General features: G+C 38.2%; 20 protein-coding genes. 2 read left to right on the forward strand and 18 right to left on the reverse strand.

Features of this window, described 5'->3' with window-relative positions; all coding sequences use genetic code 11:
- Positions 1–52 precede the first annotated feature (52 nt).
- The 13 genes from glpK to ACSKT4_RS05825 all read right to left on the reverse strand — a co-directional run bounded on the left by glpK (position 53) and on the right by ACSKT4_RS05825 (position 14,406).
- Positions 53–1,549: a glycerol kinase GlpK gene (glpK, locus tag ACSKT4_RS05765; protein ID WP_465822982.1), complete on the reverse strand. Its 1,497-nt coding sequence runs from the start codon at positions 1,547–1,549 to the stop codon at positions 53–55.
- Positions 1,550–1,576: 27 nt separating this feature from the next.
- Positions 1,577–2,407: an MIP/aquaporin family protein gene (locus tag ACSKT4_RS05770; RefSeq protein ID WP_186870417.1), complete on the reverse strand. Its 831-nt coding sequence runs from the start codon at positions 2,405–2,407 to the stop codon at positions 1,577–1,579.
- 266 nt (positions 2,408–2,673) lie between these two features.
- Positions 2,674–3,921 (reverse strand): formaldehyde dehydrogenase, glutathione-independent, encoded by a 1,248-nt coding sequence (gene fdhA, locus ACSKT4_RS05775; RefSeq protein ID WP_343221467.1) that lies wholly within the window; start codon positions 3,919–3,921, stop codon positions 2,674–2,676.
- A 397-nt stretch (positions 3,922–4,318) separates the two neighbouring features.
- Positions 4,319–6,163, reverse strand: a complete 1,845-nt coding sequence (gene asnB / locus ACSKT4_RS05780; protein WP_186870499.1) for an asparagine synthase (glutamine-hydrolyzing) — start codon at positions 6,161–6,163, stop codon at positions 4,319–4,321.
- Between the two features lie 389 nt (positions 6,164–6,552).
- Positions 6,553–7,506 carry a dipeptidase gene (locus ACSKT4_RS05785; RefSeq protein ID WP_186870419.1) on the reverse strand — a complete coding sequence of 318 codons (954 nt, stop codon included), beginning with the start codon at positions 7,504–7,506 and terminating at the stop codon, positions 6,553–6,555.
- A gap of 141 nt (positions 7,507–7,647) precedes the next feature.
- The gene (locus ACSKT4_RS05790; RefSeq protein WP_465822983.1) at positions 7,648–8,361 is read right to left on the reverse strand and encodes a gamma-glutamyl-gamma-aminobutyrate hydrolase family protein; all 714 of its coding nucleotides are present in this window, start codon (positions 8,359–8,361) and stop codon (positions 7,648–7,650) included.
- Positions 8,362–8,564: 203 nt separating this feature from the next.
- Positions 8,565–10,061, reverse strand: a complete 1,497-nt coding sequence (locus ACSKT4_RS05795; protein WP_186870421.1) for a tripartite tricarboxylate transporter permease — start codon at positions 10,059–10,061, stop codon at positions 8,565–8,567.
- A 12-nt stretch (positions 10,062–10,073) separates the two neighbouring features.
- On the reverse strand, positions 10,074–10,532 hold the full coding sequence (locus ACSKT4_RS05800; protein WP_186870422.1) for a tripartite tricarboxylate transporter TctB family protein: 459 nt from the start codon (positions 10,530–10,532) through the stop codon (positions 10,074–10,076).
- Positions 10,533–10,611: 79 nt separating this feature from the next.
- Positions 10,612–11,616 carry a tripartite tricarboxylate transporter substrate binding protein gene (locus ACSKT4_RS05805; protein ID WP_186870423.1) on the reverse strand — a complete coding sequence of 335 codons (1,005 nt, stop codon included), beginning with the start codon at positions 11,614–11,616 and terminating at the stop codon, positions 10,612–10,614.
- A 154-nt stretch (positions 11,617–11,770) separates the two neighbouring features.
- The gene (locus tag ACSKT4_RS05810; protein WP_186870424.1) at positions 11,771–12,454 is read right to left on the reverse strand and encodes a response regulator; all 684 of its coding nucleotides are present in this window, start codon (positions 12,452–12,454) and stop codon (positions 11,771–11,773) included.
- Positions 12,447–12,923, reverse strand: a complete 477-nt coding sequence (locus ACSKT4_RS05815) for a sensor histidine kinase (protein WP_465822985.1) — start codon at positions 12,921–12,923, stop codon at positions 12,447–12,449. The genes ACSKT4_RS05810 and ACSKT4_RS05815 overlap by 8 nt, the downstream gene beginning before the upstream one ends.
- A 115-nt stretch (positions 12,924–13,038) precedes the next feature.
- Positions 13,039–14,049, reverse strand: coding sequence for a PAS domain-containing protein (locus tag ACSKT4_RS05820; RefSeq protein ID WP_465822986.1), 1,011 nt, complete (start codon positions 14,047–14,049; stop codon positions 13,039–13,041).
- 159 nt (positions 14,050–14,208) lie between these two features.
- On the reverse strand, positions 14,209–14,406 hold the full coding sequence (locus tag ACSKT4_RS05825; protein ID WP_186870426.1) for an alpha/beta-type small acid-soluble spore protein: 198 nt from the start codon (positions 14,404–14,406) through the stop codon (positions 14,209–14,211).
- Between the two features lie 182 nt (positions 14,407–14,588).
- On the opposite strand from ACSKT4_RS05825, the gene ACSKT4_RS05830 reads away from it, so the two are divergent.
- A complete protein-coding gene (locus ACSKT4_RS05830) occupies positions 14,589–16,616 on the forward strand; it encodes a LuxR family transcriptional regulator (protein WP_186870427.1) in 2,028 nt (675 codons plus the stop codon).
- 47 nt (positions 16,617–16,663) lie between these two features.
- On the opposite strand, the gene ACSKT4_RS05835 is transcribed toward ACSKT4_RS05830, so the two are convergent.
- From ACSKT4_RS05835 to ACSKT4_RS05850, 4 genes are all read right to left on the reverse strand, one after another.
- The gene (locus ACSKT4_RS05835; RefSeq protein WP_186870428.1) at positions 16,664–17,992 is read right to left on the reverse strand and encodes an FAD-binding oxidoreductase; all 1,329 of its coding nucleotides are present in this window, start codon (positions 17,990–17,992) and stop codon (positions 16,664–16,666) included.
- Between the two features lie 147 nt (positions 17,993–18,139).
- On the reverse strand, positions 18,140–19,690 hold the full coding sequence (locus tag ACSKT4_RS05840; RefSeq protein ID WP_186870429.1) for a Na+/H+ antiporter NhaC family protein: 1,551 nt from the start codon (positions 19,688–19,690) through the stop codon (positions 18,140–18,142).
- 100 nt (positions 19,691–19,790) lie between these two features.
- The gene (locus ACSKT4_RS05845) at positions 19,791–20,654 is read right to left on the reverse strand and encodes a chemotaxis protein (RefSeq protein WP_465822987.1); all 864 of its coding nucleotides are present in this window, start codon (positions 20,652–20,654) and stop codon (positions 19,791–19,793) included.
- 81 nt (positions 20,655–20,735) lie between these two features.
- The gene (locus ACSKT4_RS05850; protein ID WP_465822988.1) at positions 20,736–21,233 is read right to left on the reverse strand and encodes a hypothetical protein; all 498 of its coding nucleotides are present in this window, start codon (positions 21,231–21,233) and stop codon (positions 20,736–20,738) included.
- Between the two features lie 191 nt (positions 21,234–21,424).
- Between ACSKT4_RS05850 and ACSKT4_RS05855 the strand changes: the two genes are divergently transcribed.
- Positions 21,425–21,736, forward strand: a complete 312-nt coding sequence (locus tag ACSKT4_RS05855; protein WP_186870432.1) for a hypothetical protein — start codon at positions 21,425–21,427, stop codon at positions 21,734–21,736.
- A 446-nt stretch (positions 21,737–22,182) separates the two neighbouring features.
- Here ACSKT4_RS05855 and ACSKT4_RS05860 read toward each other — a convergent pair whose 3' ends face one another.
- Entirely contained in the window at positions 22,183–23,226 is a 1,044-nt protein-coding gene (locus ACSKT4_RS05860; RefSeq protein ID WP_465822990.1) for a C39 family peptidase, read from the reverse strand.
- Positions 23,227–23,248: the final 22 nt, after the last annotated feature.

Consider the following 23,248-nt stretch of genomic DNA (forward strand, 5'->3'; position numbering starts at 1 on the left):
TCTCTATATAGTATGAATGGCCCTAGCGGTACATTCGTTAGGGCCATATCTATTATCGTTTAAATTCTCTTGTAGCCGCCACGGCCTTTTGCCAACCGGCATATAAATTATCTTTTTCCTCTGCATCCATTTGGTTTTCAAATGTTTTATCAATTTGCCATTGCTTAGCGATTTCTTCTTTATCCTTCCAATAGCCAACAGCAAGCCCTGCAAGATATGCTGCCCCTAGTGCTGTTGTTTCTTGTACGACTGGGCGGTCTACTGGTACACCTAAGATATCACTTTGGAACTGCATTAAGAAATCATTCTTAACCGCGCCACCATCAACACGCAATGTTTTTAACTCAATTCCAGAATCTGCTATCATCGCATCCAGCACGTCCCTTGTTTGGTAGGCTAGCGATTCTAATGTAGCTCGAATAAAGTGTTCTTTTGAGGTTCCACGAGTTAAACCAAAGACCGATCCACGTGCATCACTATCCCAATAAGGTGTACCAAGTCCGACAAATGCCGGTACTAAATATACCCCATCAGTCGACTCAACCTTTGAAGCATAATCTTCACTTTCTGGGGCATTTTTAATAATTCGTAGCCCATCCCGTAGCCACTGAATTGCAGAACCTGCAACAAAGATACTACCTTCTAAGGCGTACTCCACTTTTCCATCAACACCCCATGCTAATGTTGTCAGAAGCCCATGTTCTGACTTCACACCTTCTTCCCCCGTATTCATAAGCATGAAGCAGCCAGTACCGTACGTATTTTTTGCCATACCTGTTTCAAAGCAAGCCTGACCGAATAACGCTGCCTGCTGATCCCCTGCAATTCCAGCAATCGGAACTTCATGACCGAAGAAATGGTAATCTACGGTATGGGCATAAACTTCAGATGACTGACGAACTTCTGGAAGCATTGATTTAGGAACGGTTAGAATTTCCAACAATTCATCATCCCATTTTAGCTCATAAATATTAAACATCAATGTACGGGATACATTTGAATAATCTGTTACATGGGCTTTTCCACCGGAAAGCTTATACACTAGCCATGTATCAATTGTTCCAAACAAAAGATCACCGTTCTCTGCCTTTTCCCGTACGCCTTCCACATTATCAAGTATCCACTTTACTTTTGTTCCAGAGAAATAAGCATCGATTAATAGTCCCGTCTTATCTCGAAACAGCTCATTGTAACCCTTTTCATTCAATTCGTTACAAATATCTGCAGTTTGACGAGATTGCCATACAATCGCTTTATAGACTGGTTTTCCTGTATTCTTATCCCATACAACCGTTGTTTCGCGTTGATTCGTAATACCGATTCCCGCTACCTGACTTGGATCAGCATCCGCTTTTCTTAGTACCTCCGCAATACACGCTAATATCGAAGTCCAAATCTCATTTGCATCATGTTCTACCCAACCTGGTTTCGGGAAAAACTGTTCGAATTCCCGCTGAGCTGTTTCTACAATTTCTCCCTTATGATTAAAAAGAATCGCTCTTGAGCTTGTTGTACCTTGGTCTAAGGCTAAAATATATTTCTCTTCCATCAAGATATCCCTCCCTAATAATGACTATTATACCGCTTCTTTGTTAGTCTGACTTCTACTTGCTCCTTGTTTTTTAAAATCTTCATTCACTGCCCCTACAATAACAAGTAACATTAATCCACTCATAATCCAAAATAATACGGAAAAGTCTCCTTGAAATATGGCATGATAGAAAACCGCCCCATAAACACCACCAAAGATTGGCCCAAGCACTGGTATCCAGGAATACCCCCAATCGGAGTCCCCTTTACCAGCAATAGGTAATACCGCATGAGCAATTCTTGGTCCTAAATCACGAGCAGGATTAATCGCATAGCCCGTAGGACCACCTAAAGACATTCCGATTGCTACAATTAACAGACCAACAATTAACGGATTTAGCCCCTCCGTAAATTCATTTGCCCCAATAAACATTAAGCCTAATAATAAAACAAATGTACCTATTGTCTCCGTTAAGAAGTTTGCAAACATGCTACGCTCTGCTGGTGCGGTCGAGAATACGGAAAGCTTAGTCGCAGGGTCATCCGTTTTACGCCAATGTGCAATATATGTTAAATATACAATGACTCCTCCTATTATTGCCCCTAGCATTTGGGCTGTTACAAATAATGGAACCTTAGCCCACTCAAGCTCTCCAACAGAAGCAAAACCAATTGTTACTGCCGGATTGACATGCGCTCCTGAAATACTACCTACAGCATAAATTGCCATCGTTACTGCAAGACCCCATCCGATCGTAATAACTATCCAACCGGCGCCTTCTGCTTTGGAGTTTTTCAGTACAACGCCCCCGACAACTCCTCCACCAAAAATGACCAAAATCATCGTGCCAATTAATTCCGCCATAAACTCTGACATCTTACCCAACACCCCTTTTTCAGTTTATAAGTCCTACTACAGGAAATTTGGCCTGTTTAGGAGAGTAAACTAGAACCAAATGTCCTATTTTAAATATATTCTATTAATCTAATGAACATGTCATTATCTTAAGAAAACCCACATGATACAGCTACTTTTTCTTGTAAAGGTGTGAAACTATTTTCGCTAATTATTAGTTGAAAAAGCCTACACTTTCCTTTCCCGTAAGTGTAGGCTTCTATTTGCTAGATATAATAATCTATTTCTTATTCTGCATGGGCACTTGCAGAAGCAGAGACACGATTTTTCACCGAACCATGTGGGTCAATAACAAATTTGCGAGAAACGCCTCCATCAAATTGCTTATAACCATCTGGTGCCTCATCAATAGATATTAATGTTGCATTTACCGCTTTCGCAATTTGGGCTCTTCCACTAAGTATTGCCTTCATTAGATCGCGATTGTAACGCATTACTGGTGTTTGACCTGTTACAAAGATATGTGCCTTTGCAAATCCAAGTCCAAAGCGAATTTTTAAGGTACCTTCTTTCGCATCATCATCCACTGCACCTGGATCTCCTGTTACATACAGCCCCGGAATACCTAGCCTTCCACCTGCTTTCGTAATACCCATTATAGAGTTAAGTACGGTAGCTGGTGCTTCGCCGGCATTTTTACCATGGCCACTAGCTTCAAATCCTACTGCATCAATAGCACAATCTACTTCAGGAACCCCTAGAATCTCGGCAATTTGCTCTCCTAGATTATCATGCTCACGTAGATTAATAGTTTCACATCCGAAACTTCTTGCTTGCTCTAGACGAGCCTCATTTAAGTCACCAACAATAACTACAGATGCACCTAATAGTTGGGCTGAATGTGCTGCAGCTAATCCTACAGGTCCAGCTCCTGCAACATATACGGTAGAGCCCATTTTGACTCCAGCACTTACCGCTCCATGGTAGCCGGTTGGGAATATATCCGATAACATTGTTAAGTCTAGGATTTTATCTAATGCTTGCTCACGGTCAGGGAACTTAAGTAATTGGAAGTCCGCATATGGTACCATGACATATTCGGATTGTCCACCAACCCATCCCCCCATATCTACATAACCATAGGCAGATCCTGGACGGTCCGGATTTACATTCAAGCAAATATGGGTATCCTGACTTTTACAATTTACACAACGACCACAGGCAATATTAAACGGTACGGAGACAATATCACCCTTCTTAATAAATTCAACATCGCTACCAACTTCTACTACTTCACCAGTAATCTCATGTCCTAAAACCAATCCACTAGGAGCAGTAGTACGACCACGCACCATATGCTGGTCACTACCACAAATATTCGTTGTAATGACCTTCAAAATAACCCCATGATTACATTTTCTCCCAACATTCAGTGGGTTTACACCAGGACCGTCTCGTAGCACTAAATCCGGATAGCCAATATCCCGTACCTCCACCTCACCAGGCTTCACATAAACTACCGCTTTGTTACTCACATGAACCACTCCTTTATAATTGATGGATATTATTTGTAAGCGATTACACATTCTATCCCAACTATATCATCTTGTAACACTATTTTCAATAATCAGTAAATTGAATATTGATTTTATTTTATGACCATTTAACTGTTATTTCGACTTAATTTTCATATTACATTTAGAATATACAACTTATTCCTCGAATCTTGTTGAATTAATTTTGGGAAAAGGGACTGTTCTAACGAAGGAAAATGAACCGAATCTAAAATGAAGTAGCTTGTCCCTGTTTATTAGAAAGCGCTTTTCTTGTGGCACATATAGTGGATGCCTTCATTTTCTCATAGGGTGGTTTAGTTAATTAGCCAGTAAAAAAAGTGAACCATTATAAAAGATGATTCACCATTTTTACTAGCTATTCCGATATTTTAACCTGATATGTCCTTAACCAATAATCAATCTGACACAAATGAGCAATCAGTTGTGGCCCTTTCATCAACTGACCATACCAAGGATCTTTAAATTCCTTTCCTTCGCTTTGAACTATCGCTTCGACTTTCTTTTTATCTAGAAATTCGAATAATGGTGCATCCTTATCCGAAAGTATTTCCTTCATCCAGTTTATTACTTGCTGTGTATATTCAGGCTGGAAGGTCTTTGGATAAGGACTTTTCTTACGGTATAAAACCTCATCTGGTAAAACTCCTTCTAAAGCCTTACGCAGAATTCCTTTTTCTCGATTATTATACATCTTCATCTCCCAAGGAATATTCCAAACGTATTCTACTAAATGATGATCAGCAAACGGAACCCGAACCTCTAGACTTGCCCCCATACTCATCCGATCCTTCCGATCAAGAAGCTGTTGCATAAACCAATGAATATTTAGATAGAATAATTCTCTTCTTCTTGCATCCTGCTTCCCTTCTCCATCTAGTCGAGGAGTTTCTTCAATGGTTTCCCGGTATCGGTCATGGACATATGTTTTTAAATCAAGCTTTTCTTGCCATTTTGGCTTTAATAAATCAATTCTAGAATCAAGCGAACGTACCCATGGGAAGCCGTCCTCCGCCGAATCCGGGTCATGGAACCATGGATATCCACCAAATATCTCATCCGCACATTCACCAGATAAGCTTACCGTTGTATGCTTCTTCACTTGCTTACAGAACCAAAGTAAAGAGGAATCAATATCCGCCATTCCTGGTTGATCACGTAGTATAACCGCTTCTTTTAAGTAATGTGCCAATTCTTCCCCAGAAATTATCTCGTCATGATGATCTGTTTCAAAAGCTTGCACCATTTTGTCTATAAATGGTTTATCAGTGGATGGCTGAAATTTACTAGCGACGAAGTGTTTATCATTTCCTTCATAATCAATCGAAAAAGTAGTCAGTGTCCCTCTCCCATTATCTTTAAAATACTCCGATGCTACTGCGGTAATCGCACTAGAATCCACACCACCTGATAAGAAAGTAGATACTGGTACATCTGCTACTAACTGGCGCTGTACTGCATCAATAAAAAGTTCTCTCACTCGTTGAATCGTCTCTTCAATAGAATCCGTATGCTCCCTACTCTCCACATTCCAATAACGCCAAGTCTTTAACCCATCTTTTGAAAAGGTTAGCGAATGTCCCGCACGCAATTCTTTCATATGTTTAAAAATCCCATGACCAGGAGTACTTGATGGACCTAATCCAAAAATTTCTGCTAAACCACTATAATCAACTTCTGCTTTTACACTATCATGAGCCAATATTGCCTTTATTTCCGAACCAAATAGAAAACGATTTTCATCTTCTAAATAAAATAAAGGTTTTACCCCTATTCGATCACGTGACATAAATAGCTGTTGTCTAGCATCATCCCATATCCCAAAGGCATAGATTCCATTAAGATACTCTACACAATCTTCCTTCCATTCGATATAGGAAGTCAGTAATACTTCTGTATCAGAAGTCGTCTGAAACGTATAGCCGCGATTTAGAAGCTCTTTTCTTAATTCCTCTGTATTATATAACTCGCCATTATAGACAAGTGTATACGTATTGCCACCAGCTTTCTTTTGCATTGGCTGTTTCCCACCTTCTAAATCCACAACCGCCAATCGCTTATGTCCAAAACCCACAAAAGTATTTAACCAAAGATTCGTATCATCTGGACCTCTTAATGACAACGTATCTGTCATACGTTGAAGTATTTCCTTTTCTTCACGCACAAAATTATTCCAACTTACAATACCGGTTATCCCACACATCGCTGCATTCACTCCTAATGAATTAATTGCACCGGTATTTTCCCTGTTATCAGGAAAAATAGGCCACATATCATCATATGCAAACAAATAAACGTACATGACAAACAACTTAATATTATATGATTGGAAGGGTTTTCTATGCATGAAAAGATTTGGATTTGGTTAATTTGTTGGGGGGGTTGGCATGTGAGAAGAGTTTGGGTGGGTGGGGTGGGTTCATCTTCTTCCGCTTTAGGCCCATGTACTCGCGGAGTGGGCCCATGTACCCGCGGATGAACTTCACCCTCCTACAGGACATGCGCTCCCTTCTGCCAATCAGCCTCTTCTACCCGCGAATCAGGTACGTCCAGCACAACACTAAGTCATTTATTCTATGTAGACACTCTACATTAATCAATTACATTCACATATTGATTAATAAAATTTAGGTAGGCAAAACCTTTTACTTCTTCCTCTGAATAGTACTTTAATAAGTCATTTATTAGATTTTGATATTTCGAGGCGTCCTCTAAATCTGTGATAAAGGATGAGATACCATCAAAGTCTGATCCAAACCCGATGTTCCGTACGCCACCGAGCTCACATAGATAGTCAATATGACGAATTAAATCTTCTATACTCCCATCTTGGCGCTCATGGTTAATAAAAGGAGGCCAAAATACAACATCAATCATCGCATTTCGTTCAAACATCGCTTTAATCTGTTCATCATTTAAATTACGAGGATGTGGGCAGAGGCTATAAGCATTGGAATGACTTGCTATTGGATATTTTGCTAGTTCCATTACATCCCAAAAGGCTTTAACAGATAAATGGGATACATCTGTCAATACACCGTGCTCATTATTTAATTGGACAACCTCTTTACCAAATGCAGTTAGGCCCGCACCTCTAGGTTCTTCCACACCATCGGCACATAAATTAGCATTATTCCATGTAAGACCAATGGACATGACACCTAAACGGTAAAGTAATCGGAGCTTTGCTAAATCACTACCAAAAGCATCTGCACCCTCGAGTGTTAATACTGCACCGATTTCTCCATTTTTTAACTTCTTTATATCTTGCCACTCTTTAATATGCTTCATCTCTGGATTTGGTTCAAGAATATCGGTATGAAAAATATCAATTTGCTCAAGGGCATGCTGCCATTTTGCTTCGACAGGAATGTCCGGCATAATAAAAATAGCAAAAAACTGTACCTTCACCTTTCCTTTTTTAAGAAATCCAAGATTAGTATTTAACTCCTGTGCGTCCTTAAACTGAAGTAGTTTTTTATCATATTGTCTTTTGGAATATTGTATTTTTAATAAAGCGTCACAATGGGTATCGATTATATTCAATTTAATAATCCTTTCTCCATATAGAAAATATTACATACTCCCTTTATAGCATGCTTAGTATTATCTTAACAGAAAAAAACATAAACATTTTCCCTCCCAGCAATGGAAACACTACCGCATTCACTTAAGACAAGTAAATGCCTAGTTTTGCTTACAAGCGGAAATAAATCCCTTAAATATTGCCGCGGAGGGCGTGTCATTCGCCATAAACATATTTTCTGGATGCCACTGCAGCGCAAGGGCGAACTGGTGTTCCGCGCTTTCAATTGCTTCGATAACACCGTCACTGGCGGTTGCACTAATTTGAAGCGGATTGGGTACGTTTCGATTTGCTTGATGATGTCTACTATTTACCCTTAGTTTCGTCTCACCTGTTAAGCGATGCAAAAGGGAACCCTCTTTAACCTCAACAAAATGGGAGCCGTGGTATTTCGGCGCATTCTGCCGGTGCTGTAGTAACGTACTTGGAATTTGTGCATAAATATCCTGATACATATCCCCACCTAGTGCAATATTTAATGTTTGACTTCCACGACAAACCCCAAGAATCGGTTTTTCCAACTCCAGCATTTTCTTCATGATCGATATTTCAAATGTATCTCGTTCTGGTAAAATTGTTCCTAGATTTGGATGAGGTTCTTCTCCAAACAGAGTTGGATCAATATCGTATCCGCCTGTTGCATAAAGCCCATCTATCATCCCTGCAATCGCTGTTAAATCCTCCTCCTGCTCATAGTAAGGAAGTAATATTGGGACTCCACCAGCTTTTAAAATAGCATTCACATTATCTTTTCCTTCATAATACACATCTCCATCAAGGTCTGTCGAAGTAATCACACCAATTAACGGTTTCATTTTGGCATCCTCCTCGTAACTCTTTTGATTACTATGATACACGTACTCGTAATATAATGGGACTATTTTTTTGAAAAGATAAAGTTTTCCATTTATTATTCGACAACTATGTAAAAAGCTCCTTAGACACTACAACCCTAAAAGCTTGATCTTACTTTCGGTCTAGCGCCATAAGGAGCTTTATTATAGGGAGTAACCCCCCCCTAGCTTACTTCTTTCCGTTTACGACGAAAATGTCCTATGATTGGGAACAAGAATGATAATAAACCAAAGATTAATAACGTTAACGCTATCGGGCTATTGACAAAGACCATATAGCTTCCGTTAGAAATGGTTAATGATTGTCTAAATGCTTGCTCCATCATACCACCTAATATAAATGCTAGAATAAACGGTGGTGCGGGGAAGGAGAATAGTCGCATTAAGAATCCAATAACCCCAAATAAAAGCAGCATATACAAATCAAAGGTATTAAAACTAATTGCATACACCCCAATAATACTAAACATGATGACCAAGGATATTAGTAATGGGCGTGGTATTTTTAGTATTTTAGAGATGTACGGAATCAATGGTAGATTTAAGATTAATAGAAATACATTACCGACATACATACTAGCAATAATGCCCCAAAAAATCTCTGGACGATCGGTCATTAACAGTGGTCCTGGTTGAACATTCAAAACTAGAAAAGCACCTAGCATAACTGCAGTCGTACCCGAACCGGGAATTCCTAAACTTAATAAAGGAACAAACGCACCACTTGTTGCTGCGTTATTCGCTGTCTCTGGTGCTGAGAGACCTCTGACCGAACCCTTTCCAAACTCTTCCGGCTTTTTAGAAAGACGTTTTTCAGTAATATAACCGATGAAGGAAGCAATCGTTGCTCCTGCGCCTGGTAGAACACCGAGAACAAAGCCTAGAAAAGATTGTCTCGTCATCGGTCCTTTCATCTCTTTAAATTCTTGTTTCGTAATCTTTAGACTTCCTAGCTTATGTTTATTATCAAAGGATAAATCCTTCCGCTTAATAATGAGTGTACAAACCTCAGCAAGTGCAAATAGTCCAAGAGCAATAACTAAAAAGTCAATCCCCTCTAGTAAATTAACATTTCCAAATGTAAAGCGTTGTGTCCCTGTTTGTGCATCAATTCCAATCGTCACAACCATAAAGCCAATTACAGCTGAAATTAACGCCTTAATAGTGGATCCTTCTGACAGACTAGTAATAGCGGTTAGACCTAAGAACATTAATGCAAAATAAGCAGGCGGATCAAATGATATCGCTACACTTGAAAGGACCGGTGCAAAGATCATTAATAGTACAACACTAATTGTACCTCCAACGAAGGAGGAAACAGCTGCAATCGCTAATGCTTTTCCAGCTTTTCCTTGCTGTGCCATTGGATACCCATCAAAAGATGTTGCAACCGCCCCAGATACACCTGGTGCGTTTAATAAGATGGAGGAAGTAGAGCCACCAAATATCGCACCATAATAGACGCCCGCCATCATGACAAGGGCTGGAGCTGGATCCATTCCAAATGTTATTGGAATCATAACCGCAATGGCACTAATTGGTCCGAGACCAGGTAGCATACCAATAAATGTTCCAACAAGGACCCCTATTAAAACAAACATAATTCCTTCAAGACTTAACGCTACTTGAAAACCAGCTAAAATACCTTCAATCGATCCCATATGCTCCCTCCTTTAGAACGGCAATATTCCTTGTGGTAAATTTATCTTTAGAAAATTAGTAAATAAAAGGTACATGAATAGAGGAAACAAAATAGCTACAAGTCCATTCGTAAGATGTTTTTTATATCCTAAGAACCAAGAACAACCAAAAACAAACATGGCGGTTGTTACAACAAATCCTAATATCTCTAAGAAGAATATATATAAGAATACAAATGCGAAAACAGCCATTAATACCCCAATATCTTTTTTAGGTATATTTCTACGTGCTTTTTGCTCCTCCGTCTCGGAATCCTTCGTAAAAAATAACCCAATCGATAGTGCAATCAATAAAAATCCTAATCCCTTTGGCACTACATCAGCATCGACAATCGAATAGGAAAATGAAGGTAATTGATAAGCAAGTATGAGATATAAAGTGGCCAGCACTAGTAATACCAGGCTTACTCGTTGGTTTAATGTTTTGAACATACTTTCACCACCTCTATAAAAATAAAAAATAAACGGAAGTCAATGACATGGGAATCATTGACTTCACAGAATGGTTATTTTACTGACCTAGTCCTAACTCATTTAATAAGATTTGAACAGTATCATTTTGCTCATCTAAGAAAGCCTTATAATCTTCCGTACCTAAGAACATTTCATCCCATCCATATTGGTGACGAATAGTAGCAAATTCCTCTGATTCACTTAACTCCTTAAATTTTGCTTCATAGTAAGCAACTGCTTCCTCACCCATATTTGGTGGCCCAAAGAACCCTCGCCAATTAACAAATGAAGCGTCAATTCCTTGCTCCATCGCAGTCGGAAAATCTTCTAGAACTTCTCCAGATAATCTTTCTTCTGCCGTAATACCAAGAACCTTAATAGTTCCAGCTTTTACTTGTTCTACTGTTTCCGCAACACCAGTTGAAAATACTTCAACACTACCATTTAATAACTGGGTTAACCCAACGCCATCCGGGTCGGTAACATATTTAATTTTTGTAATATCGACACCTGCTGCTTTGGCAATCTGTACGAATTGGATATGGTCCATACTACCTGGTGAGGATGTTCCAACTACCGAAATACTCTCTGGATCCGCTTTCATATCTTCAAATAATTCATTTAAGTTATCCCATGGTGCATCTGCTCGGACAGCGAACGCTCCATAATCGGCAATAACATTAGCAATCGGTGTGAAGTCATCATAACCATATTCTGATTGTCCGTTTAATGGAACTAGAATAATAGGTGGTGAAGCAACAAATAAGTGATGATTGCTTCCATCCTGTCCTGCAACATATGCCCAACCGACAGCACCACCGCCACCAGGCTTATTAATTACGCCAATACTTTCATCAATAATTCCTGCTTCACTAAATACTTTAGCAGCCATCCTTGCTGTTGTATCCCAGCCACCACCTGCTCCAGCTGGTGCAACCATTTCAATGGCTCTATCTGGCTCAAACTCTCCCGATTCATTATCACCAGAAGTGTTATTCGCCGAACAAGCAGCAAGAATCGTTATTAAGATAACAATTGAGAAAAGTGCTAAATACTTCTTCATATTTATATCCCCCTTAAAATTCTGAAAAATCAGTGCTTATTTTCCACTATAATTCACTACTAATCTAATGTAACCGTTTTCAAAATAATGAATAAAAAAACAAAAAAATACATTTTGTTCATTTTGTTCACAGAAAAAGAGACTGTCGCATTAATCAGTCTCCTTTGTTTACTACGTGATATTTTCTTTCTGGTCGTCCCACAATCCCATATTCTAATTCCGCCGCTACTTCTCCTACCGAAATTAGATACTCTAAATATCTTCTAGCAGTGGTACGTGATGCACCTATCTTGGCTCCCATCTCTTCTGCTGTTATTCCCCCTTTTAACGTGTTTATAATGTCAGATACCTTCTCTAATGTTAATGGATCAATTCCTTTAGGAGTTTCTTTCTGATCTAACGTAGCCGATTGGTGGCCAAAGTACTTATCTAAAAATGATTGATCAACCTCCTTTTTCCTCTCGAGGTTTTCCTTCATTTCCCGGTAGCGTTGTAATGTCTCAATAAACCGTTCCATTTTTACTGGCTTAATAATATAGTCAAACACGCCATTTCGAATGATTTCACTCACCAGTTCTGTTTCCGTAGCCGCCGTAACCATAATAAAATCGATATGTGAATTTGTTTCTCGAATCGTATCTATTAGATTCGCTCCGAGAATATCTGGCAAGTAGACATCTAAAATTACTAAATCTACACGCTTCTCAGCTATTAGCTGGATAGCTGTCTCTCCATTTAATGCTCTGCCTACTACCCGAAAGCCCGAAACCTTCCCAATAAACTCTTCATGAATTTTAGCGATTCGAAAATCATCTTCCACTATGACAACATTAATCATATTCTTCCCCCGATTTTCCTTGTTTTGGAATAAATACGGAAAACACCGCTCCCCCACTTGGTTGATTATGAACTTCAATTTGACCGCCTAGCTCCTTCACCGTATCCTTAACAATGGCTAGACCATATCCTCTTTCTACATCATTCTTACTGGAATAACCTAGTTCGAATAGTTTTTGTACATCCTTATCTGGTACACCATCACCAGAATCCGCTATCTCGAAGACAATATCCGCTCCTATATCTGTCCCAAAAAAAATAACTTCTTTCTTTTCCTTTTTCTCCACTGCCTCCAATGCATTATCTAGTAAATTTCCTAGAATGGAAATCATCTTGGCCATATCTATATGCTTCGGCAACTCGCTTATATAACTGTTTCCATCTACTTTAAACTCAACCTTCTTCTCCGATGCTTTCCCCATCTTGCCCAACAATATTGCTTGTATTGTTCGGTCCTTTATCTGTTCCATTAATATTCTATTAGCATGAATCGTTGCCCTTGATTCTAGTTGAATTAGATCAATTGCTTCTTTATAATGCCCTAATTGTAACAGTCCAGATAGAACATAGAGTTTATTCGTATACTCATGGGTTTGTGCCCTTAGATCTTCTGAGTATTTTTCTTACCTCTGATAACGTATTGAGCATTTCATTAATTTCCGTCTTATCCCGAAAGCTCGCTACCACTCCAACTACGTTTTGCTTCTCATCCAATATTGGTGTTCGATTAACAATTACAAGGCGGTTATTTAACACCATTTCATCATCTCTGACTGCTTTCCCTGATTTTAAAACGTCATACATTTTAGTATTAGGAAACACTTCTTCAACTCTTTTATTCGTATAATTATCTATTAATCCAAGTATCTTCTGGGCAGATTCATTCATAACCGTAATTCTACCATGAGAATCTATTGCAATGATCCCTTCTTTTATCGATGACAAAATAGCACTTCTATCCTGAAACAATGATGCTATTTGATAAGGTTCTAGACCAAACGTGTCTTTTCGTATATTACCGGCAAGCATCACACTGCCAATTATCCCCAACACTATAATCACTACTGCCGAGCCACTAAATTTTTGTAAGCTATTATAAATAATCGCTCGAATATCATCGAGCATAAATCCAACAGAAATAATGCCAACTACTTCTCCATCCTGATTGAAAACCGGAGCTTTTCCTCTTAGAGATGGACCTAGACTACCATCTGCTTTGGAAATATAGTATTCGCCATTGTTTAACGCTCGGTCATTATCACCACCAACCATCCGTTCCCCAATTCTCTCTCTATCTGGATGTGCATAGCGAATACTATCTGCATTTCCAATCACAATAAACTCTGCCCCAATTACCTCTCTAATTTCTTCCGCAATTGGTTGGAGAACCTCTGATGGATTTTCCAGTTCAAACGCTTCCACTACAGTTGGTATGATGGATATCGTCGTTGCGGCATTTAAAGCACGCTCCCCAATATGCCTCTCTGTATCCTTTGATTCTAAATAGGCGAAAATACCGATTAGAGAAATTGTAATAAACGTAATTAAACTAACAATTAACACTAGTATTTTGGATTGTAAGGAAATTTTCTGCAAGTAGCACCACCCTAGAGCATTAATATTCTAAATTTACCATATTCATAGTCTTATTTAAATACAGAAGATTACGTGAAGTATTGTATAATTTGATTGTAATGTAGTATAAAACCATTTAAAAAGGAGCCTCCATAATGGAAGCTCCTTTTCCAGAGCAAGCTACTTGTTCCCATTTTGCATACTCTGTTCAGCGATTTTGATCATTCGTTTGACCATCTCGCCACCCACGGATCCGTTTTCGCGTGCAGTTGTGTCCGCACCAGGCTGAACACCAAGTTCATTTGCAATTTCCTCTTTCATTTGGTCAATTGCATTCCTTGCACCAGGCACTAACAATTTATTATTGTTTCTAGCCAAAACCGATCACTCCCTTGTGGGTAATGGAACAGAAGATTCTGTTCCATATTAGGGTGCGAATAATGGTTACTTATTATACTTTTAATCGAGTTAACATAAGCTTGACAGTACTTTTTTACTACTTTATATTTTTAATAATAAGACTCTTCTAATATAAAACATTAGAATTGGGGGCTATATGATTGAACGTTTATCAAGATACTACAGAAAGCGAAGAGCGTATAAATGAACTGATTCAAGATGTAGAGGAAAAATATTTTATTGGTAGAAGTAAAGAGTTAACGTTCTTTCAAGAGTATATTCGAGAAGACAATCCAGGTCAAAAAATCATCCATTTTTATGGTGAAGGTGGAATCGGTAAAACCTTTTTATTACATGAATTTGCTAGAGTTGCAAAACAAAAACAGATTCCTTTTTTCCTACTCGATAGTCAGGACTTTGTACAAAACGTTCAAGGGTTTATTGATCATTTATATCAAACTTTGGCTTGTCATCAAAACGAACCATTGAACTATTCACCACAAATAAGCTTACAAGATTGTCTTTCTCTAATTGATCGGTTTCAATGTCGAGTAATCATTACAATAGATACATTTGAACAAATGGAGTTAGAACGTTGGTTTCGAAATACCTTTATTCGATTTTTACATCCAAGTGTCACGATCATTCTAGCAGGAAGAAAACCTTTAATCGGAGAATGGCTGGAATCCCCTGCATGGAGAAAAATTACTAGACAGATAAAATTAGAGCCCTTTACCGTGGAGGAAACAAGTAATTTACTGGAACTAAATGGTTTTAATAATAATCAAGAAATAAGAAAAATATGGGAGTTTACTAAAGGTAATCCATTACTATTAACACTCGCTACTATAATTAATCTCTCAGAGGAAGAGCATAATCGAAGTTTTAACAATAACATAGATATTTTGACTACCCTTACCAAAAGATGGTTAAGAGAGGTAACCAATGAAGGATTAACAAGAATGGTAGAAGCTGCTGCCATGTTTCATCAATTTGATCAACATTGTCTATCCGAGGTACTAAATCGTGAAATACCTAATCAAGAATTCTACCAACTTACCTCTCTATCTTTTGTAAAAAGGTCACGAAGGGGATGGAGTATACATGATTTAGTTCGTGATGCTATTCGTATAGAACTCCAACAACGTAATCCCAACCAATATGAACGAATAAACAAAAAAATTATTGATTTTTATTACCATCGAATTGCCAAACGACCAACGGAAGAAGATATTGCTTCTTTTTTTTATCATCTTGGAGATGATGTTATTCAATCGGTCTTCTTTCACGATGCCACATTTGATAACGCTATGTATTTAGAACCGATTGGCGACCATAATTTTCATGCTGTAGAGGATTTCTTTGCCTATCTAAAAAATAATCCAACAATGACAAAGACCCATTATTTTAATCGAACAACTAACCATTCCTTCCAATTCCATTCACCATTAGTACATAAACAACATGAGCAGGAATTAGTTGGACCTGAATACATTAAAAAAATCGGTTATAACGGTTCAAGCTTACTAAAAAACATTCATGATGAGGTAATCGGTATATCCATTATTGTTCCAGTTAATGAACAGACATTACCCTTCCTTGCAACTCAGCCTGTTTCTAGTGCATATTTTGGTAATTTGACCAAGGAGGAAATAGACTTTTATAATGTACCAGTAGAAAAGACTGCCGGATATTATATCCGTTACCAAGAATATAAAGATCCAACTAATAATTCTGCCCGTTCATTTTTATTATATAGTCTATTACCATTAATCTTTTCAGGTGGAAAAATTTCTACATCCACCCCTTTACGATTCTATCAGGATTTGCTATACAAATTTGGGTTTCAAACCGTACCAGGGGCAGAGCATCGTGATTTTGAAACAGATGTCCCAACCCCGACATTCTTATTGGATTTGAGCGGACCGAAACTACTACCATATCTCAAACAATTCTTACACGATATTACCCAACAACAGAAGTTAGATATATTAGCAGAAAAGTTTTCCTTAACAGAAAGGGAACAGGATATTACGAAATTGATTCTAGAAAACAAAACGATTGCTGAAATTGCTAGTGAATTGTTCATTGCTCAAATTACGGTCAAAAAAAGTCTAAGCAGGATATATCATAAAGCAAATGTCCGAAATAGAAGTCATTTCTTAAAGAAGATGATGGATATTCTATAGAAAAGACGTCTCCAAGAGCCTGAATTCTTTGGATGACGTCTTTCATTTTAGTCTATTAAATTATGCTCTGAGCAAAAAAGATTATTCGGGTCATATTCCTTTTTAAGCGCTACTAATTTATCCGCAATAGCTCGATAAGCATTTCGAGTTACTTCCTCGTTATCCTGTGTGCTATTTAAATAAGATATTTGATTATAAGAATAGGGAAGAAGCTTTTTATATAAGTTATCGAACCATGTTTGCGTTTTTGATGGATCGCTACTAATCTCAGCTTCAATTACTAGAAGGTAGCTCGCATCACGAATATAAAATGCTGTTTCTTGATGGGAGATTTGGTTTACTTTACCATGCATTTCGATAAGATGAATGACGACGAGTAGTTCACTCTCATTGACTTCATCCATAAGCAGTTGAATAACATCCGGGTGTAATTCATTAAAGAATAAGGAAATTCCTTCAAACGTAATCCCCTCTTGAATATACGAGTCAAATTTACATTGCATGTCACCATACAGGGTGATTTCTGTATTATCAGCAAGTGGTGTAGCTAGCTCCAACAATGGTTGAATTATTTCTTGTTCTGACTTTATATTTAACTCCCCGACATACATTCCAACTAACCTTACACATGGAAAGTTTTGGTTCATTTTTGTTATGATAATATTAAATGAGATATCCTCAACCGCATGCTGACGATATCTCTCAGCTTTTTCTAGTATTTGTTTACAATCTTTATAATCATAAACAACATCTATGCCTAGAATATATTGACCGACAGGATGTAATTGAAATTCAAATTTTGTTACTACACCAAAGTTAGCCCCAGCACCTCGAATTGCCCAAAAAAGCTCTTGATGTTCGAATTTATTAACGTAGAGTAATTGACCTTCTCCCGTAACAAGATGAACGCCGACGACATTGTCACTTGTCAGTCCGTATTTCCCTCTCAAATGTCCGATTCCACCACCTAATGCAAGGCCTGAAATGCCGATTTGAGAGTTCATCGATAACGGAACTGCCAATCCATATTCTTGAGTTATCCTATCTACCTCTGCCGTTATCGCGCCAGCTCCAACAATGGCCAATTTACTAATTTCGTCTACTTGAATCTCATTCATCTGGGAGACATCTATGAGCACGGCATTATCTTTAACCGTTTTCCCTGCCGGATGAAAACCTCCCCCTCTTACACTAACCTTTAATCCATGTTCATTGGCATAATGGACAGCCTCCAGTACATCTTGTACACGTTGGCATTCAAAGATCACAGCAGGATATCGATCAACATGAGAATTCCATACTTTTCGTTTTAAGTGATATAAAGGGTGATCACATTCAATTTTCTGGCCAGACTTTTGTTCGATATCTTGACCCATGAAAATTCCTCCATTTACTAGTAACGATAGGGTACACCTACTCCGTATTTCATAGCTAGAAATTAATACACCCCTGTTAAAACTAGAATATCATATGACAGTATATTTGTAATGTATACCTAGGTATATATTTTAATAGACTACTTATTATGTTATGGAATAGTTGTCTGGTATTTTCTGCCCCCATTTTCTTTGTAACAAGTATGTTAGAACAATAAGTACAACAATTCCAATTGCAAGAGACAATAGTGCTGATCCTGTAACTCCTGCTATAAAGAAAGAAACTAATCCGCTAATTCCAGCAGTGATGGCAAATGGTGTTTGGGTATTAACATGATCAATATGGTCACTGGCACTTCCGGCTGATGAGAGAATTGTTGTATCAGAAATTGGCGAACAATGATCACCAAAAATACCTCCACTTAATACCGCAGCAATGGCTAAAAACATAGACATCTCATCCATTGCATGTGCTAATGGCATGGCAATCGGTACCATAATGGCAAAAGTGCCATAAGATGTTCCAGTCGTGTAGGCAACCACTCCTGCTACAATAAATAATAGGATAGGAATCATTGCTGGTGATACAGACTGCTCAGCAAGACCTACAATAAAATCTGCCGTACCAAGTGCTTGTGTTACGCTGCCTATAGACCATGCTAATGTTAGTATAATATAAACTAACATCATACTTTTGAAACCGTTTACAATTAATTGCATGGATTCTTTAAAATTAAAAAGTTTCTGTTGTAGGCCCATTAGCAATGCTACTACAATTGCGGCGAAGGCAGCAATTAATATGGATAGTCCTCCATCCGCTTCTCCTACAGCAGTAACTAAATCATTTTCTGGAAATCCACCAGTCCATAGAAACATTGGCGGTATCATACCAAGAAGTACAATGATTGGAACTAAAAAATTGCGTTTCTTTGGATTCCCCGGTATTGTCTCGAACTCATGCATCGAATCATCTGAAGGAGGCTCAGCTCCATCTCTGAGAACTTTCCCTGTCGTTCTTGCCCTGTATTCTGCCTTTGCCATTGGACCGAAATCCCACCGTTTGAAGATAACGATAGCAACTAAAAGTAGTGCTAATATCGAGTAAAAATTAAACGGTATTGTTGCTAAATACGTAACATATTCCGAACCTGAAATTCCAAGTTCCACAAATTGTGCGCCAATTAATCCCATCACAAATACGACCCAAGTCGATACTGGAGCAAGTAAACATAATGGTGCTGAAGTCGAATCGACTATATAGGCGAGTTTCTCTCGCGATACACGCATCTTATCGGTTACCGAACGCATAACACTTCCTACAGTAAGCGCATTGAAATAATCCTCAAAAAAGATAATAACTCCAAATAGCATCGTCGACCCCTGTGCACCACGATCGGTTTTTACTCTTTTCGAAATGGATTGAGCAATCGCCTGAGCACCACCTGTTTTTTGTAAAAATGCAACTAATACGCCAAACAAACCACAATAAAGCAATACAGTAGCACTCCACTCATCCCCTAAATTTGGTAAAATAAATTCACTAAAGCTAGCATACATGCCGAGTAATGGGTTCCAATCATGAACCATAGTAGCCCCAATCCAGACGCCGGCAAATAAGGCAGGTATGACACTTCTAGTAAATAAAGCTAGCAGTATCGCCAATACTGGTGGTAAAAGTGATAATATCCCAAATTCCACTGTTATTCCCCCTCTTTCCATTTTAGAGATATACTCCCCCTATACTTTATGTATGGAACAGTTTAGTAAAAAATTCCTTCAATAAGAGGAAGCGATGATTTTACACAGTTTTTCTATTCACTTTCTTCCATGTTCGAACAAGTCCATTCACTATTGGTTTAATAACCTCCTTTTCAGTATCATATTTAAGATGAGATAGTGGATTCCAGCTAGTAAAAATGCCACCTACATTTACTTGAACATCTTCCGTAACCGCTTGGTTATAAGCTTCATTTATTCCTTTTAAAGGAAATGCGAGAATATCATCTTTATCATAGAAGTTTAGCCATTCCCCTTGTAAATTGGGATAATATAGTTGAACTAATGGCGAGGGGACCGCTATCGGTGAACCAAAATCAATATAACGTAGGGACCACATCGCCATCGGACTACCTAATGTATAAAAAAGTGTTAGCGTCTGACATTGTTCAATTGCATTCTGACTCGTACAATATTTCGTTTCCTTGCCAATGTTTTCTTGCTTGTATTGCAAGTCATAAAAGTAATTACTTGCGATAATCGTACCAAGGCTATGACTTATTACACATAGAGGTGCCTTCTCACCGGCCTTCTCCCGTAAACGTTGCATCGACTTTGCCAGTAAAGCGTGAACCTTATCATAATTTTGATTCTCCATTTTTGTAGGTTGATAGGCTACAGCATCTGCAAGAAATTCTAATACAAATCGGCGCAGCCGCGAATATCTTAGTTTCCTGTATGTCTTGAGTTGTTCCCATAACTTCACTTGTTCAGCAGCAAAGACACTAGACCAAAACACTGGTTCAAATACAATCTCTTTATCTGCTTTTTGTTCTGGTAGCATATTGTTAAATTCTTTCGTAATTCTAGCTATTAACTTATCTGCAAAATTCACCTTAGGAGTGCCAGCGCCATGAAGAATCAATACGGCAATTTTTTGACTCATCAAACCTCCCCCTTGGATTCATAAGACATGCCTTTTTCTTATTTTACAGAAAAGTGGGTAATTTTAAAAGATAAAGATTAGTTATTTTTCTTCTAGATCTTCTATAATCCCTGTCTTTTTATAATCCCAAAGTATCGTCCACTTTCCATCTAAAGAAGTAGCATAAACATCCTGTACAATCTCAAAGTTCCCGTACAATCCTTGGTAATATTGGACAACAGTAACTTTATAAACTTCATCGATTGGTTCAACTTCCTCTTCTATTTGCCAATTGCGAATCAGCTTTGCTTTTTCCAACGTAAAGGTAAACGTATTAACTCCAAAATGATGAAAGAAAACATGCGGCCTATCTTGTAAGTAATCACCTTTGTCAAATCGTTCCTTCATATATGGATGGAACATTTCCCATGATTCAGAAAACGCCCCCTCCTGTTCATATTCGTAAAACTTCTCAACTGCTTTCTCTGCATGATTGGAAGGTGTTTGAAAAATAAAAAAATAAACAAAACCACTAAGAAGTAAGACAATAATTACGAAGAATATAACGATAAAAACCCTTCTGTTCCTATTTCGGTTCATTCGTAACCCTCCCATTTGAGATTGGACTACTTCATAACTATTCGATGCAAAAGATAATTATAAGTAATTTACTAATAAACAAGTTCCACAATAGGTTAAGGATATTTGTCGACTTAGTACCAAAGTTTTGCCATAATTTTGTTGCACTATTTAAAATATTAATACATATAATTTCTTGGAGGTGAAAATTCATGTCAACTTCTCGAATCATGAAATGGATAACGGGTGGTTTAGAAGCTTTGTTAGGGTTTCCGATTTTAGGTGCTACCATAATTGTTGGATTACTTTGGACGCCACTTTTAGTCATGTTATTTCTACATATCATCACTTTAGTTCTGACACAAAGAGATGGTGGCGCATCTACAGGAAGTATCCTCGGTATTATTACTTCTTGTATTGGTTGGATTCCATTCGTTGGAATGATTATGCATATTCTTTCTGCCATTTTCCTCATGATTAATGCCGCAAAACCAGATAATGCTTCAATAGGTGTAGCTTCTTAACAGTAAGATGGGGTTCGGACAAATTTAAACAAAGGTAATAAAAAACGAACCATCACCACATTAGCCCCCGGAAATATACGGAGACTCCTGTGGGAGGAAAGGCATCGGTGAGACCCCAAGGGAGCGTTAGCTCCGAGGAAGCTCACCAGCCACCCGACGGTAAAGAAGACACTGCGAGGTTTTCTCGAGCAGATGTCGCACTTATACTGTGATAAAGTGTAAAGAAGACACTGCGAGGTCTTTTCAAGCAGATGTCGCCCCCTGTACTGGAAGCAACCGCAAGTATATTTCCGGGGCGGTTCTGATGCGCTAACTTTAATGTTTGGTTTATCCTATGTTAGAAATAGTTTTGTCCCATCCTCTTTTCTGATTTATTCCTTTCCATATTCTAGTAAATACATGTAAACGTAAAAAAACCACAGACAACACATAGTCCGTGGTTTTCTTTACCGTACAACCATTGCATGGCTTCCAGCTTTCTTATAAATTTCAAAAAATTGATCCATCGGATAGGATACATTTCCTTTTAACGGATCCATTACAAATACTTCCTCTTCACTAAATCCAGTCAACACTACCGTATGCGAATTTCGGATAACATCGATTGATTTTTCAGTCCCATGCACATACCAAGAATAATTAAATAATGGCTCCTTAAGATCAATCGTAGTCCAAACAACTACTGGAATCCCTTCCTGAACATAATTGTTTAACAATTCTTCCGGACTACTTCCTGTTATGTCTTCTGTTTTATGATGTCCCCCCACCTCTTTAAAATAGCGGTTGACTGTCTCTATAATAGGTGGGGCATAACTAAAGAACCCTTGGTTTCTACTTCTTGGTTCACCTGCATAAGCATTATATGGGTCTGCACCATATAGCTTACCATTCTTAACCTCGAAGGGAATCTTTGGTAAATACTTATCAGAAAGTACCGTTTTGTCTACTTCATACCCATAATAATGTAAAACGGAAGCTAATGAGGTAACCTCACAACCATTCGGTAGCTCTGGTTCTTGTAACACAGTATCTACCGATAAATTCATTTCAGTCACAACGACTTCATCTTGATCTGTTCGTTCATAAGTGGTAACGGAGGGTTGAACATTATTCTCTATAGCAATTTCTTCCTCCTCCGATAACAATGCTATGGTTTGAGGATCTGTATTTAATTGATATGGCCAGTAAATATCCGTTTGGATAATTTGATAAGTTTTATTTTGTGGAAGGTCATTAGTCCGTACAACACCGTCACTTCCGGTAGTGAGCTCTGCTAGAACTTCTTCTGTTTCTGAATCAAGCAGTTGAAATGTAACATCTTTAATTGGAAAGCCTTGTTGAGCATCGATACTCACAATGGTTATTACTCCTTCATTCTTATCAAATACCTCAGAGACAAAAGCATTTATCTTTTCGCCTTTTAACACGACAAGAATAATACTTAAAAACAGAAAAAAGAAGAGTATCGAATTTCTAATGATAAGTTTCACCTATGAGCAACTCCCTACCATG

The sequence above is a fragment of the Ornithinibacillus liuyingii genome (assembly GCF_055550225.1).